General features: G+C 57.8%; 11 protein-coding genes. 5 read left to right on the forward strand and 6 right to left on the reverse strand.

The genetic code is table 11. From position 1 onward, the window contains the following. The first annotated feature begins 162 nt into the window (after positions 1-162). The 3 genes from VI215_03740 to VI215_03750 all read left to right on the forward strand — a co-directional run bounded on the left by VI215_03740 (position 163) and on the right by VI215_03750 (position 4,661). Positions 163-435 carry a hypothetical protein gene (locus VI215_03740; protein HEY6191419.1) on the forward strand — a complete coding sequence of 91 codons (273 nt, stop codon included), beginning with the start codon at positions 163-165 and terminating at the stop codon, positions 433-435. A 167-nt stretch (positions 436-602) separates the two neighbouring features. Further along, complete coding sequence (locus tag VI215_03745) at positions 603-3,029, forward strand: hypothetical protein (protein ID HEY6191420.1); 2,427 nt, start codon at positions 603-605, stop codon at positions 3,027-3,029. Positions 3,030-3,074: 45 nt separating this feature from the next. Further along, positions 3,075-4,661 carry a hypothetical protein gene (locus VI215_03750; GenBank protein HEY6191421.1) on the forward strand — a complete coding sequence of 529 codons (1,587 nt, stop codon included), beginning with the start codon at positions 3,075-3,077 and terminating at the stop codon, positions 4,659-4,661. A gap of 44 nt (positions 4,662-4,705) precedes the next feature. Here VI215_03750 and VI215_03755 read toward each other — a convergent pair whose 3' ends face one another. The 3 genes from VI215_03755 to nfo all read right to left on the reverse strand — a co-directional run bounded on the left by VI215_03755 (position 4,706) and on the right by nfo (position 7,778). Beyond that, on the reverse strand, positions 4,706-5,491 hold the full coding sequence (locus tag VI215_03755) for a DUF309 domain-containing protein (GenBank protein HEY6191422.1): 786 nt from the start codon (positions 5,489-5,491) through the stop codon (positions 4,706-4,708). 98 nt (positions 5,492-5,589) lie between these two features. Beyond that, entirely contained in the window at positions 5,590-6,675 is a 1,086-nt protein-coding gene (gene amrS / locus VI215_03760) for an AmmeMemoRadiSam system radical SAM enzyme (GenBank protein ID HEY6191423.1), read from the reverse strand. Between the two features lie 212 nt (positions 6,676-6,887). Then, positions 6,888-7,778 carry a deoxyribonuclease IV gene (nfo, locus tag VI215_03765; protein ID HEY6191424.1) on the reverse strand — a complete coding sequence of 297 codons (891 nt, stop codon included), beginning with the start codon at positions 7,776-7,778 and terminating at the stop codon, positions 6,888-6,890. A 56-nt stretch (positions 7,779-7,834) separates the two neighbouring features. Here nfo and VI215_03770 point away from each other — a divergent pair, with 56 nt between their 5' ends. Further along, positions 7,835-8,998 (forward strand): anhydro-N-acetylmuramic acid kinase, encoded by a 1,164-nt coding sequence (locus VI215_03770; protein HEY6191425.1) that lies wholly within the window; start codon positions 7,835-7,837, stop codon positions 8,996-8,998. A gap of 408 nt (positions 8,999-9,406) precedes the next feature. On the opposite strand, the gene VI215_03775 is transcribed toward VI215_03770, so the two are convergent. Both VI215_03775 and pta read right to left on the reverse strand, forming a co-directional pair. After that, positions 9,407-10,549 carry a heparan-alpha-glucosaminide N-acetyltransferase domain-containing protein gene (locus VI215_03775; GenBank protein ID HEY6191426.1) on the reverse strand — a complete coding sequence of 381 codons (1,143 nt, stop codon included), beginning with the start codon at positions 10,547-10,549 and terminating at the stop codon, positions 9,407-9,409. A 43-nt stretch (positions 10,550-10,592) separates the two neighbouring features. After that, the gene (pta, locus tag VI215_03780) at positions 10,593-11,576 is read right to left on the reverse strand and encodes a phosphate acetyltransferase (protein ID HEY6191427.1); all 984 of its coding nucleotides are present in this window, start codon (positions 11,574-11,576) and stop codon (positions 10,593-10,595) included. Positions 11,577-12,061: 485 nt separating this feature from the next. Between pta and VI215_03785 the strand changes: the two genes are divergently transcribed. Then, a complete protein-coding gene (locus tag VI215_03785; GenBank protein HEY6191428.1) occupies positions 12,062-12,376 on the forward strand; it encodes a CopG family antitoxin in 315 nt (104 codons plus the stop codon). A 126-nt stretch (positions 12,377-12,502) separates the two neighbouring features. Here the strand turns inward: VI215_03785 and VI215_03790 are convergent, their stop codons facing one another. Beyond that, positions 12,503-13,924 (reverse strand): T9SS type A sorting domain-containing protein, encoded by a 1,422-nt coding sequence (locus VI215_03790; GenBank protein HEY6191429.1) that lies wholly within the window; start codon positions 13,922-13,924, stop codon positions 12,503-12,505. Positions 13,925-14,249 lie beyond the last annotated feature (325 nt).

A 14,249-nucleotide genomic window follows, 5' to 3' on the forward strand; every position in this document is an offset into this window, starting at 1 on the left:
CGAGGATGTTTGGTCAATCAACGTTCGCTGCACTCCTACCCGGTTCGATTTCGTTCCTTCGCCTTTTCGCTGTTCCTCAGTTTGGTAAGCCGTCATATTGATTGGTTCGATAGCAGGTAACGTAGAGCGGCCGTCAGAACACATCATGAAAAGGAGATCATTATGTCAGTACTCTTAATCACATACGATTACGCAAGCCAGGGCGCAAAGACTGAATCCGTCCTTAACATCGTTAATCAATACAAGCATATTCAGCTTGCCGAAGGTTCCTATGCCATCGAAACGGATGAAAAGACACGGACGATTTTCAATAAGATCCTCCCGTTCCTGAGCAAGAACGTTCACCTCCTCGTCGTAACACTCATCAAACCTTTCGCCGGACCTGTCCTTGCTCCTGTGAGCGAGTGGCTCACGAAGCATCTTCCAGAAGATTGAGTGGGTGGGAGCCGCCACGGCTCCCACTATTATTCTCGATTTGCCGCGCCGGTGGCCGATTTACCCGTTTTTGAGGCATGACGCCCGATACCGCCTTATTGACATTAGGAGGTCATTTCTCTATATTTTGCCTGTTTCTTATTAGTCCACGACGAGAGGGTGATTTGGTGCCGGACCAGGGGGAAACGCAATTCAGGGAAGAGCTTCAGCGCAAAGCTGAAGAGACGAAGCGTCGCACCTTCGAGGAGGAATCGCGCAAAATCGCAAGGGAGGCGGACGAGCGCGCCCGCGAACACACCAAGAACCGTCTGGCAGAAGACTCCCAGGCCTACGCCAAGAAGCTTCGCGAGGCGCAGGAAGAGCGCCAGCGGCTGGAGGCATCGCTCAAGACTCAAGAAGAGGCAATTCTCGGCAGGATCCGGAAAGAGGCTTCGAAGAAGATCGAGGCCCGCCAGCGGCAGGAACAGGAACTCCGCCGCAAGGAGCAGGAAGAGAAGAGGGCGGTAGAAGAGGCCGAACGTAAACGGAGGGAAGAAGAGCTCCGTGCCGCCGCGGAGAAGGACCGGGCGCGCCGCGAGGAAGAGCGGGCGAAAATCCTCGAAGCCGAGAAAAAGCGGAGCGAGGAAGAACGCGCGCGCAAAGAAAACGAGATTAAGCGCAAAGAGGAGGCGCGCCGTCAGAAGGAAGAAGAAGCCCGGGCCCAGGGCCGCGAGCGCGAGGAACGGATCCAGTCGCTGATCGCCCGCGCCGAGGTATTCTTCGCAGACGGAGACCTCGAGCACGCTTCCGTTGAGGTGGCGAAGGCCCTCGTCAACGACCCCGCGAACGCAAAGGCCCTCGAGATCGAGCGCCAGATCAAAGAGGCGCAGGGAAAGAAAACCGGAGGAAAAGAGGGAGCCGAAAAACCAGCAAAGAAAGAACGCCCCCTCCACCTCGCAGGCTCCCCCATCACGGCGAAGAAAAAGGCTTACGCGTCCGCCATGATGGTCGTGGCCGTCATTGCCATCCTCGTCGTGAGCATACTGGTCATCCTCGAGCTCCGGAGAAGCAGTCCGACCAAGACAATTTCGATCGCCGTGCTGCCCTTGACCAGCCCGTCGGATGTCCCCGAAGACAGGGCGCTCGGATCTTCGCTCGGCGAGGTGACGGCTGCAGGGCTCCGGGGCTACAAATCGTTCATCGTCATGGATTTCGCCTCCGCCTATCAGCTTGCGCGGAAGTCCCCGGAACCGGATCAGGCCGCCTTCCGTCTCGGTTTCCGCTACGCGCTCCGGGGGTCGATCTTCCGGACTGCCACCGGATACGCCATCAACGTCAAGATGATCGATTCTCTCCGCAACCCTGTCTGGGAACAACATTTTGAGACACCCGCGGAAAGCCTGGCAGTCGTCGGAGAACAGATTCCGATGCAACTCGCCTCCGCGATGGGCTCGGAGCTCGCCGAGAGGCCCTCGGGGTTCGCCTCACGAAGAGGCCGGCCGAACAATGTGGCGTATGAGTTGTACATGCGGGGGTTGGAACTGACCCGCCGCGTCACCCCGGAAAGCACGCAGAATGCCCTCGTCCTGTTCCAGGAAGCGGCCCGGCAGGATGAAAACTTTCCTGAAGCGCTCGCCTCCGCCGGCGCCGTCCTTGCGACCCGCGTCGAACGGAACTGGGAGGGGACCGAGCCCGCGCTCTCCCAGGCCATGGACTTTGCGACGCGCGCCGTCTCGCTCGACCCGTCGATCAGCGAGGGGTACCGCGTTCTGGGCTCCATCCGTTCGCAGCGGAATGATAATAACGCCGCCCTCGCGGTGATTGATACCGCGCTCCGGTACTCGCCGAGCTCCGGAACGAACCTCTTAACCCGCGCCAAGGTCCTTTTGAAAGTGGGCAAGTACAAGGACGCCCTCGCGGTGCTCGGGAAAGCCTACGCGCTCGATCCGTTCGACCCCGACCTCCTGCATGTCTATGCGGTCGCGCACCGCCTCGCAGGCACCACGCGCGAGGGGAGGAGTTATTCGGTGAGCGCAGCCCAATGGTCCGGGGATTCAGCCAGCTATCTCGTGGGGCCTTTTGCGGACGCGGTGGTGCTCGACCCCGACCTTTCCCTCACGCAGAGCGACCGCGTGGCGGCCGCATGCCGGGAGAAGTTGCGGGCGGAACCGGGTGATTACTCGACGATGTACCGTTTGGCCCGGCTGCTCCAGGTGACTGGCAAGCCGGTCGATGCCGGCGCCCTCCTGGCAAAAGGCGAAACGATTCTCCGTTCCGCGGTCCAGAAGGACCCCAAGGACGTGCGGGCCATGACGTACCTCGCCCTGACGCTCACCCGCCAGGGGAAATTTACCGAGGCGGCCGATCTCGCGCTCAAGGCGGATAAGGCGGGAAAGGACAATCCCGAGGTGAAGTACCGGATCGCGCAGATGTACTCGCTTCAGATGTACTCGCAGAAAGAGAAAAAGATCGATGAGAAAGCGAAGGAGAACGCACTCCGCGCCCTGAGCGACGCCGTCAGGCTGAGTTACCGCCTCGACGAGCTTGCGAGCGCGGATTTTTACAACCTTTCGGACCAGCCGGAATTTCGGACAGCCATCGAACAGGCGATGTAGCATGAAAACAACGACCATGTTTCAGAAGCAATCTCCCCTGCCGTTATGCTAACGAAGAAAAAAGTCCTCAGCCCGGAAGACAACGCCAGAAAGAAACAGGCGAGCGAGCTTCTGAAGAGCGCAGACAAATTCATGAAGGCGGGAGACATCGACAGCGCGATCGTCGAGATCGACAAGACGATCGAGCTCGACCCGCAGAATTTTTACGCCAGGGCCTACAAGGAGCGCCTCCGGAACATGAAGAAAGGGGGCAGGGCCGGAGGACCGGACTCCCCCCAGACCGCCGGACCCCAGGCTGCCCTCCCGCAAGCCGCCGCTCCGCCGGCGGCGCAACAGCAACCGGCCGAGATCAAGGCCGAGAGAAGCGATGTCTCTGACGCGATCAGGAGGCGCGCGGAGGAAGCGAGGCTAAGGCAGGCCGAACAGCAAACCGCCCCGGAAACGGCGGCAACGCAGCCGGCGGACCCGGCGACGGCTGTTCCCGAACAGATGCAGAAAGCGGCCGAGGCCCCCAAACGGACCGACGAAGATCAGAAGAGAAAGGCGCTCGAGCTCGAGATCGTTCAACGGCGGGAACAAGATCAGCGGATGAAGGCCGAGCAGGACCGCGCCCTCGCCGCCGAGGCGCAGAAAAAACTCGTCGAGGATCTCCGGCGCCAGGAAACGGAATCGACCAAAAAGCTCGATGAGGAACGTCTGCGGACGGAGCTTGAGAAAAAGCGCATCGAGGAGGAAACCCGGCGGAAGGAAGAGCAGGCGAAGATCGTAGAGGAAACCCGCCGCAAGATTGAGGAACAAAAGCGGCGCCTGGAGGAAGAAACCCGGGCCAGGACGGAGCGCGAAGCCAAACTCAAGGCGGAAGAAGAGAAAAGGCGGCTGGAAGAGGAAGCCCGCCGGAAAATCGCCGCCGAGGAACGCGCGAAGCGCGAAGAGGAACAGCGAAGAGAGCTCGCCGCGGCGGAAGAACGAAGGCGCGTCGACGCCGAAAACCGCCGCCGCCTCGAGGAAGTGGCCCGCCAGAAGGTGGAGCTGGAGCTCCGGCGGCAGCTCGAGGAGGAGAAGACGCGCAAGCACGAAGAGGATGTCGCCCTGCAGGCCGCCCGCGAAGAGGGAAAGCGGGATGCTCGCGACGCGAAGATCCAGGAGTTCCTCAACCTCGCAAGGCAGCATCATGTCCAGCAGGCCTACGACAAGGCCCTGCTTGAGATCGCGAAAGTCCAGGCGATCGACCCCCGGCACGCGGAAGCGGGAGACCTCGAAGCGAGCATCAGAAGAACTCAGAGCGCGCTCCTCTCCGCGCACGTGGAAGCGTCGCGAAAGGTTCCCCCCGAGGTCTTATCGGGCATCTACACCCGGGCCCTCCGGGAAGCCTGGGCGGGGGGAGAGGCAACCACGGAGGTAAACCTCATCCTCCTCGAATGGCGCGGAGTTCTCGGGATCAGCGAGGAGGAACATCAGAAGCTCGAGGAGAAGGCAAGGGTTGAGATTTACACGCAGGCGCTGAAGCAGGCGTGGCAAGGAGGGTCGGTTTCGAGCGGCGCGGCGGATCAGCTCCAACAGCTCCGGACCGGGTTGAAGATCTCAACGGAGCAGCATCTCCAGCTCGAGCAGGCGGCCCGCAAAGGCGGCTAACCTGATGTGCCGGATTCGTCGGTAGCCGCAGCCTTCAGGCTGCGCTACGATCCCTGAGGCAAAGCAATCATCGGAGGAGGCGCGTCTTTTACCTTCGTCTCTCCGTTCCCCGCAGATCTCCTGATCGCAAGCAACCCCACCTGCATCGAATCGATCAACGGCTTCAAAGCGATTCCGCCATCGAGGTGCTCGAACTCGACGAACTTCTGTAGCGCCTTCTCGAAGAGATAGACCGCGCTGCCGGCCTTGTGGAGCTTGATGAAACTGTACGCGGCGGCCATCTGCACGAAACCCTGCACGTACGTCTTGGCGTCCGATTCCTGGTCGCGCCAGACGTCTTCGAACGCCTCGTGGGCTTCCCAATGGTACCCTTCGTTGAAGAGCCGCACGCCGTCCCTGAACCGTTCCGAGCGCACCACCTCGGTGATTTCGACCCTAAGATCGGGGTTTACCGGCTTGTGAAACTGCAGCTTCGGTATCAGATTATGATTGAACTCCTGAACGCCGGCGGGGCCGAGGCGTTCGGCCTCCTTCTTCCCTTCCTCGATGAACTTCAACAGCGGCTTGACCAGAACTCCCAGGTACTCGGGCTCGAAGACGGCAAGTTTTTCGTACGACTTGTCGAAGTTATTCAATAATCCGCGGTGGCTCGCCTTCGTCAGGAGTTGATGATACGCCGCGGCGAGTTGGATCAGCGCCTGGAAAAACAAACGCTCGTCTTCCTTGTGCCTCAGCCAGACCTGTTCCCACGCCTCGTGGGCGTTCCAGAACTTGCAGGCGTTGAATAATCTCACGCCATGTTCGAACTCCGCCCAATCTTCCGCGCTCATCGCGAGCTCCTTCAACGGAGCGCGATTGATCTCGGATGGTTTCTTCTTCTGAGGGCGCGTGCTTGCCATAGGGGATGATACGAAAAGGGGATGAAAATTCAAACAGTTTGATTCCCCGCGGGGACGTTCCAGAATCCGGGAATCGACGCGCTGCAATGCGGACACCGGCCGTCAGCGAGCGCGTTCCCGAGAACGGTGAATCCCCTCCGTTCGATGAGGAGACGCTTGCAGGAAGGACAGTAGGTGTTTTCATGACGGCCCAACTGGCCGGGGAGGTTTCCCGCGTACACGTAGTGGAGACCGCTTTCCTGCCCGATTTCCGCGGCCCGGACGAGCGTTCGGGCCGGTGTGTTGCCCGTGTCCATCATCTTGTAATCGGAGTGGAAGGCCGTCACGTGCCAGGGGATCTGCGGAGAAACGGAGGCGATGAACCGCGCGATGTCCCTGATCTCCCCCTCGGAGTCGTTGTATCCCGGGATCAGGAGAGTCACGATTTCGAGCCAGATCTTCATCTCGTGAAGCCGCCTGATCGTATCGAGCACGTGATCCAGCACGCCGCCGAGCTTCCGGTATCGCTTGTCGTCGAACCCCTTCAGATCGACCTTGTAGAGGTCCACCCACGGCCTGATATACTCAAGCACCTCGGGCGTCCCGTTCCCGTTCGAGACGTACGAAGTGACGAGTCCGTACCGCCTCGCCATCTTGAAAATCTCCACCGCCCACTCGCTGGTGATCAACGGTTCGTTGTAGGTGCTCGTGACGATCCTGGCGCCGCGCTCGATTGCAAGGGTTACGAAGTCTTCCGGGGTGAGGAATTCGGGGGGAGAAACCGCGGAGGGATCGCGGATCGCCTGGGAGGTGACCCAGTTCTGGCAATATCCGCAGTGGTAGTCGCACCCCAGCATGCCGAAGCTCATCGCCCGGCTTCCGGGGAGGGCATGGAAGAACGGTTTCTTCTCGACGGGATCGAGCTGGAGGGCGCCGACATACCCCCAGGGGACATAGAGCTTTCCGTCGCGATTGAAGCGGACCCGGCAGATCCCGTCCTTCCCCGGGCCGATGACGCAGCGGTGACCGCAGGCGAAGCACTCGAGTTTGCCGTCCCCCAGTTCCCGGCACAGCTCGCCCGACCGGGTATGCCTGGCGAGAAGTTCCTTGAGGGTCAGTTCATCAGTTTCCGGCATCGCATTTTTCCGCCGCCTCCCTCCTGCAATATAAATCTAAATCGGAGGATGTCAAATCAGGATCAACTCCACAACTCCCGGACTTTTATCTCCGCCCGTCATCCCGACATGTTTCAGGTCGGGATCTTTCTATCTTGTTCCCACACAGAGCACCGAAACGAGGGATAAGATGCTGACCTGAAGCATGTCAGCATGACGAGCTGGATAGCGCACTACTTCGCGAGCTTCCTGAGGAGTGCGAGGTTCATCCTGTCCTCCTTGAGGTCCTCCCCCTTCGGCGTCTCGAGGATCTTCGGGATTTGTGCCAATCGTTCGTCCTTCATCAGGCACCGGAATCCCTCCTTCCCGATCTCTCCTTTTCCGATATGTTCGTGCCGGTCGACTTTCGAGCCGAGCGGCTTTTTCGAATCGTTGATGTGAATCGCCACCAGGCGGCGCAATCCGACGATCTGGTCGAACTCGGTGATAGTCTTTTGGTAGGCCTCATTCGACCTGATGTCGTAGCCGGCTGCAAAAATATGGCAGGTATCGATGCACACGCCCATCCTGGCGGGATCGTCTACTTCGTCGATGATCGCCCTGAGCTGCTCGAACCGGTGGCCGATCGCGGATCCCTGTCCAGCTGTAGTTTCGAGGACGCTCATGACTTTAAAACCCTGAGTCGCTTCGTGCGCCTGGTTCAGGGACTCGACGATTTTCTTGATCCCCTCCTCCTCCCCCGCGCCCATATGGGCTCCGGGATGGAAATTGAGGTAGGGAATCCCGAGCGCGTCGCAGCGCTGCAACTCATCGATGAACGCCTCGCGGGATTTTTCCAGGATGGAGAGGTCGGTCGCGCAGAGGTTGATCAGGTATGAATCGTGAGCGACGACAGGCCTGATTGTTGATTTCGAAGCGGCGGTTTTGTAGTTTGCGATGGCCTCTTCGCTGAGGGGCTTCGCGCGCCACTGATTGCTGTTCTTCGTGAAGACCTGGAGCGTCCTGCAGCCGGCGCGGTCGCCTCGCTCGAAGGCCGTTTCGATTCCGCCGGCGATCGATTCGTGCGCGCCGATGAGAGGACCGTCGAGAGGAGTGGCGATATTCTTTTTGCTTTTACCGGGCATCGATGCCTAATATAAGAACCTCCCGCTAAAGTTCAAGAATCAAGATTACCAGAAGAGTGTCCGCCAAAAAGAAGAAATTGGTCGTCGGGTTGATGTCGGGGACGTCGGCGGATGGAATTGACGCAGTCCTTGTCGAAGTGACGGGCTCCGGCGCCGGAACGCGCGTCCGGGAACTGGAATTTCAGACCTATCCGTACCACCCCGCGTTGAAGAAATTCATTCTCAAAAACTCGGATCCGGACACGGCGCGCCTCGACGATGTGACGAGGCTTAACGTCCTTCTGGCGGAGTTGTTCGCCGACGCGGTAAAGAAGATCGTCAGGCGCTCGGGGAGGAAGTTGGAAAAGATTGACCTGATCGGGTCGCATGGGCAGACGATTCAACATCAGCCCCTTCTGAAAACGATGTTCGGACAAAGGATCCGTGGCACGCTCCAGATCGGAAGCCCGTCGGTGATCGCGAAGCTCACCGGCGTCGCCACTGTGGGCGACTTTCGCCTCGCCGACGTGGCGGTGGGGGGATCCGGGGCTCCCCTCGTTCCGTATGTCGATTACATTCTGCTCCGCTCGCGGAAACGGACCCGGGCGGCGCTTAACATCGGCGGAATCGCAAACCTCACGCTGCTTCCCAGGGGATGCTCGCTCAAGGACGTGATCGCGTTCGATACCGGACCAGGCAACATGGTGATCGATTCTCTCGCGCAGAAGTTTTTTGGAAAATCCTATGACCGGGGAGGAGCGATCGCGTCCCGGGGGCGGCTCCTCGCTTCGCTCTTGAGCTGGATGGTTCGGCATCCCTATCTGAAACGAAGGCCGCCGAAATCGACGGGTCGGGAGATGTTTGGCCGGCCGTTCATCCGGGAGATTCTGCGCCGATCAAAGGGGGAAGCAAAGGAAGATATCATTGCCACGGCGTCCGAGTTCACGGCCCTCAGCATTTATTTGGGGTACCGGCAGTTTCTCCGGCGAAGGGCAACGGTCGACGAACTTCTCGTAAGCGGGGGTGGATCTCGGAACGATTATGTGATGAATGCCTTGAGAAGGTACTTTTCCGGTGCGAAGGTTTCCACGACTGACAACACCCCTCTTCCCTCTCGGGCCAAGGAAGCGATCTGCTTCGCGGTGCTCGCGAATGAAACGATGAGCGGGAACCCTTCAAACGTGATGGGCGCGACGGGGGCAACGAGGGAGACGATCCTCGGGACGATTTGTTTACCTTGAAGAGGAAGAGCCCGCAGCCTAAAGGCTGCGGCTACCAAAAGAATGCAGCAGAGGCACCGGTAGCCGCAAGCTTTAGCTTGCGGGCTTTCTTGTCGGCGCAGAGCGCCGACGTATGCGTTCCCACGCAGAGCGTGGGAACGAGGAAAGAGAAAGGTCCAGAGGTATCGGTAGCCGCAAGCTTTAGCTTGCGTGAAACGTAACGCAGCCTAAAGGCTGCGGCTACCAAGAGAAAGGTCCAGAGGTATCGGTAGCCGCAAGCTTTAGCTTGCGGGCTTTCTTGTCGGCGCAGAGCGCCGACATACGCGTTCCCACGCAGAGCGTGGGAACGAGGAAACGGTAGGGGCATCGGTAGGCGCAAGCTTCAGCTTGCGCTCTTCAAGACTCGAACGCCGCTCGAGGTGGCCCCTCCTAAAAATCCCTCGTAAAGAAGAGATACAGGAACACTCCGCTCACTCCCAACTGAATCAACCGGTACACCGGCAGGTGATTTCTTCTCAAGAAATTCCAAACTGCTGCGCACGCGAAGAGAAAGGCCGTGAGAGCGAGCAGGACGCCCAGCGACGCCCCTATCCCCAGATCCTGGCCCAGTATTTCCTGGAGATCAAGCTGGGGATTCACCGCCGATCCGTAAAGCAGAAAGAGGTGAATCACATAGACGAAGAGCGATTCCCTTCCGAGAAGCGTCAGGTACCCCTCCTTCTGCCGGAAACGCCCCGCAATACTCCAAAACCCGCACGTTATTAATAGCAACGCACCGGTCCGGATCAGGAAGTACTCGGGGCTCGTGAACCAGAAATTGTAGCTCGGATAAATCTGGACCGGCATCACGTCGAGGACCACGCCGGCCAGGATGAAACCCGTCCCGACCATGGAAAGGCGCTGGGCGAATTGGACTTCGCTCCCCTTCTCCGCGGCGGCGAGGAATTCCCACGAAACGATCGCCCCTGCGAACAGGAATCCGACAAAGGGGAAGAGCGGAAATGCCGATCCGTGGAGCCCGTTCAGGAGCTGCGCCGCCGGAAGAGGAAGGAAGTTCAGGAAGTCGACCTCCCACAACAGCGGAGTCAGAACGCATATCAGTCCCGTTATAACGGAGACAGCCACATAGAATCGCGTCTCCGATTTGAACAAGAAAACCAGCCCCTGCAGGAAAATCAGTCCGAACCCGATGCATGCCAGGACATCCGACTGGAAGAGCTGCAGGAGGTCCGCCGTTGTCCCTTCTACCATGATCTTCCGGAGCGAAAAGAACGGCAGGTGCACGACCAGCCCGAGGGCGAGGATGAGAAGATACCTCCTGAGTCTCCTCGCAACCGGCTCCCCCCAATGATGGTATTCGGCCCACCTCCGGCGGGTGGAGATCACAAATGTCAGCCCGGCCCCGAACAGGAAGGCCGGCGCCGTCAACCCGTGAAAGAACTCGTGCAACTGGAAGAGGTCCGACTGCTGCAAATCCCTGCTGAGGAGGCTGCGGAAGACGTGACCCTCCAACATCAGGAGGATGACGGCGGTCCTGTAAAGGTCGATGAAGAGAAGTCGCGGTTTGTCCAAAATCGGGGGGTCTTAGCGGAGAGGTCCGCCGGGTGAGCTGCTCCTACGGAGCCAGTACACAGTTGATTGCGACGGTGTTGACGATGTCCTGTACGCTGCATCCGCGGGAAAGGTCGAAGGCCGGCTTCCGGAGGCCCTGAATGATCGGGCCGATCGCCTGCGCGCCGCCGAGACGTTCGGCGAGCTTGTAACCGATGTTTCCGGCATTGAGATCGGGGAAGATTAAGACGTTCGCATTTCCTTCGACGGGACTTTCGGGCGCCTTTGAGCGAGCCACGGACGGGACGATCGCGGCGTCAAGCTGTAATTCCCCGTCGACAAGGAGACCGGGCGCCTTTCGCCGCACAATCGCAGTGGCTTGCTGCACCTTTTCGATGAACGGGTGCGCAGCGCTTCCTTTCGTAGAGAACGAAAGCATCGCCACTCTCGGTTCCTCGCCGCTCAATTTCCGGTGATTCTCCGCCGTCGCCAGAGCGATGTCTGCGAGCTGTTCCACCGTCGGATCCGGCACGACTGCGCAATCGGCAAACGTAAATACCCTGTGGGGGAAGACCATCAGGAAGAAGCTCGACACGACGCCGATACCATCCTGCAATCCGATGACCTGAATCGCCGCGCGAAGCACGTCGCCGGTGGTGGACAGGGAACCGGCCACGCTCCCATGGGCCATTCCCTCCCTTACCATCATTGCTCCGAAAAAAAGAGGGTTCAGCATCGCCTTGCGTGCCGCGTCAAGATCGATCCCCTTCTGTTTCCGAAGGTTGAAGAAGAGGTTCGTGAAATCGCTGAGCTTATCCGATTTGGAGGGATCGACAATCCGGGTGTTCTTCAAATCGATCGAGAGCGAGCCGGCGTTCGAACGGATCGCCGTCTCATCGCCGACCAGGATGGGCTTCGCGAGTGCTTCTTCCGAGAGAATCGCAGCCGCTTCCAGCATCCTCTTGTCGAGGGCGTCGGGAAGGACCACGGCCTTCTTTAACTTTTTGGCCTGCTCCCGGAGGCTCTTAAGGAGATCAGATGGTAGCATGGGAGGGCAAAATACGAAAAAGGCCGCTCGTAATCCACATCGGCAGAAAAAAGCAGGCACCCCAGGTTGCTGCTAAACTTCTCTTTCCGGTGACAAAGGTATTTCGAGCGGAGCTTACACCATCTGATTTTAGCCGGATCCTTTGTTTGCCCCGTTTTGTGCCGGAGCCGCGGTTGTTCCATAGATTGACATTGTATATATAATGTCATATATTCAATCGTGGACTTTCTGTGGGACGAAGATAAGAACAAGAAGCTCAAAAAAGAGCGAGGTATTTCGTTTGAAGAAGTCGCCGATCTCATCATTCGGAAGCAATACGTTAAGATCGTCAAACACAACAAGCGTCCGCGACAGTGGATTTTTCTGATCCCTATTCGCGGATACATTCATGCCGTTCCGTTTGTACTAGACGATGAAAACAATATCGTACTCAAGACAATATTTCCAAGCCGAGATTTCCATCGACAATACGGAGAGCAAGCCCCATGAAGCTAAAACTTGACAAGGGAGAGAGGAAAATCGAGTCTTCCGCCAAAGACTATCGCCCCATTTCGAGAAAGGAACTCGCGAAGCTGGAAGGTGTTTTGGAAAGGATCCGAAAAACGCGGAATGTAAACATCCGAATCTCGGAGATGGTTCTTGAAGAACTGAAGAAACGCTCCCGTGAGGAAGGTATTCCGTATCAAACCCTGATTTCCAGCATTCTACATAAGTTCGTGACAAATCGGCTCGTTGATGAGAAGGCCCTCCGGAGATCGATCCAACTTCTCACAGAACGGCGAAAGAAAGCTGTCGTTTGAGGCCGAAAGGCGATGGCATCTTACAGGGCAAAACATAAAAAAGACCGGGCGTATTCCACATCCGGCAATAACAAACGCCCCCAGGGATAGATCCGACGCCCAATAGAACAACCCGTGCGGGGTATCCTATTTTAGAAGAATCATTTTCCTGATACCGCTATAGAGAAGCCTGCTTCCATCGAGGTTCTCCGCCCGGATCCGGTAAAAATAGACTCCGGACGAAACCCTCGAACCGTCGAACTCCACCTCGTTCGCGCCCTGATCGAAATGTTCTTTTGAAGCGAGGGTGGCAACCTTCACGCCCAGGATGTCATAAATGTCGATTGTTACCAGCGCTTCGTCCGCGAGTTCAAATTCGATCGTCGTCAGAGGATTGAATGGGTTTGGGAAATTCTGTCCGAGCGCGAAGCGATCGGGTTCATCGACGCCAAGTTCAGATCCCGCCCGATGCAGAACGGGGGGCGATGCGGAAGCATTGGGGTGTAGAAATAAGGGAAGCGGACTTCTACCCGCGATTCGAAGGGGTTGAAATGAAGTCGCAGTATAGGGTCCGTTGAAGGCGTTATTGATGCGGCTGATGACAGAGTCGACATGACCATAGAAGGACGGGTCGAAGTTCGAACAATAGGTCAGCGCCGAATCCGCCAGATGGGCAATCTGGCGAACGGTCAGATTGTTAAACGCTTCACCCGGATTACCGGGGTCGGAGTAGATCAGGTCACCCAGCCGCGTGGCAGGGGTGTCGGGTTCAGTCATCCCGTAATCGTTCGCGATGACCGCAAGCTTAAGGGCATGCAGGTCTCCAAGGAGGAGATTGTTGTGTTTCGGTACATGTGGATTCCTCAACTGGCCGACGAACGGCTTCACTCCCCCCAAACCGGTGACGATTTCATCGAGACAACGGGGAGTTGCGCTGTGTGGAAAGAACCTCCTGTCCGCATTTACATATCTGATCCATCCCCGCACCCGGGCGCTGTCGTGATCTCTTTGCTCGAGGCCAAGGATGAGGCCATCCGGCCTTGTGATGATCCTTTTATAGAGATAGTCGCGCACGTTTCCGGCATTGGGCCGAATATAGGTGTCAAGTATTCCATCAGCATGCATTCCGGCGTTGACGGGGCCGATCCGGCTTAACGGTGCGTTCTGCCAGTCGCTGTCCGGAATTCCTCCAAGCCACCACCACCATTCAACGGTCGTGTATTTCATAATGCTGTTGTGAATGAGCAGATAAAACGCGACAGAACTATCCGGGAGAATCGGGTCGGAGAGCGTTATCAGATCGAGACTGTCATTCCAGGGAATGCGTAAATGCATGTCGTGGGCGACGTCGAACGCCAGTGGCACCCTGGAGAAGTGAACATGAAGGCCCCAGACCGTGTCGGTCCGGGTATTGTGGAAGATAAAGCGGAGATATCTATTCCCAACTCTGCCCGCCTTCGTCTCCTTGGGGAGACTGAGCTCCGCCTGGTCGAAGGTGCGATAGTTCGGTTGCGCCTGGAGTAGAACGGAAAAGAGAATGGTGGACAACAGAGTGGATGTACGTTTCACATTATGCTTCCTTTCCTCCTGGAACTTCCCCCCAGATCAGTGGCGCCTCCCCATCGGCCGGTACAAGCAGGCACCCTATTAGTAGGAATAATTCTCGCTAAAGTCAACGGGATTATGAAGCTACGGACTGGCTGGCGACATCGAATGCCGATTGAGCCCTCCCCGCAATATGCACCCAATCAGGGATCCCCAACCGCCAGGCAGATTGATATGGGATCCAACCTCTGACTTCTTGTCAAACCGAAAAAGCGTCCAAGTTCTTCTAAATTGTGCCAATAGTATTAAATTCCTTTAACGGAAAGAAGATGCTTTGACTTTCTGTCAG

It is taken from the genome of Bacteroidota bacterium, assembly GCA_036522515.1.
In the GTDB taxonomy this organism is placed as follows: Bacteria; Bacteroidota; Ignavibacteria; order UBA10030; family SZUA-254; genus VBOC01.